Origin of the sequence: Methanosarcina spelaei, from assembly GCF_002287235.1 — an archaeon.
Classification (GTDB): Archaea; Halobacteriota; Methanosarcinia; order Methanosarcinales; family Methanosarcinaceae; genus Methanosarcina; species Methanosarcina spelaei.
In genome coordinates this window covers 1-506 of the sequence record NZ_LMVP01000392.1, presented here as the reverse complement: position 1 = coordinate 506, position 506 = coordinate 1, and the positions used below count along the sequence as shown (strand labels likewise).

Annotated in this window: 1 pseudogene; it reads left to right on the top strand. The window is 35.0% G+C overall.

From position 1 onward, the window contains the following. Positions 1–72: 72 nt before the first annotated feature. Positions 73–506, top strand: a pseudogene (locus ASJ81_RS15200) (TolB family protein); the annotation flags it as partial.

Genomic DNA, 506 nt, shown 5'->3' with positions numbered 1-506 from the left:
CTTTCCTCAGGAACTAATCTTAAAGAACAACCTGTAATTAGAGGTTCATGGAGTCCTGATAGCAGCAGATTTATGGTAGAAGCATCTATCAACTCTTTAAATAAAGGTACCCTTCATGCAATATATATACTGAATGCAGATGGAAGTGGAATTAGAGAACTAGCCTCAACTCCAAACAATAAGAAAGGAAAATCCCTCAGTCTACATATTATGGAACAACCGTATAAGCAGGAAATAAGCTGGAGTCCAGACGGAAATAGGGTTGGAATTTTTTCAAATATATTTAATGTAAGGGATTTTTATGTAATTGCAGACCCTGATAAAACACTAATCAAAACTGCAGGCAAATGTAACTACACAACAGTTGACGAAATAAGAGAAAATATTTTGGATCTTGAATGGCAAAAAAATTTAATGTGGAATCCAGAAGGTACAAAGACCCTGATATTGATGGATCAAAAACCTCTAAGGTCTCAGTTGTATTTACTTGATCCAAATGGCTTTGT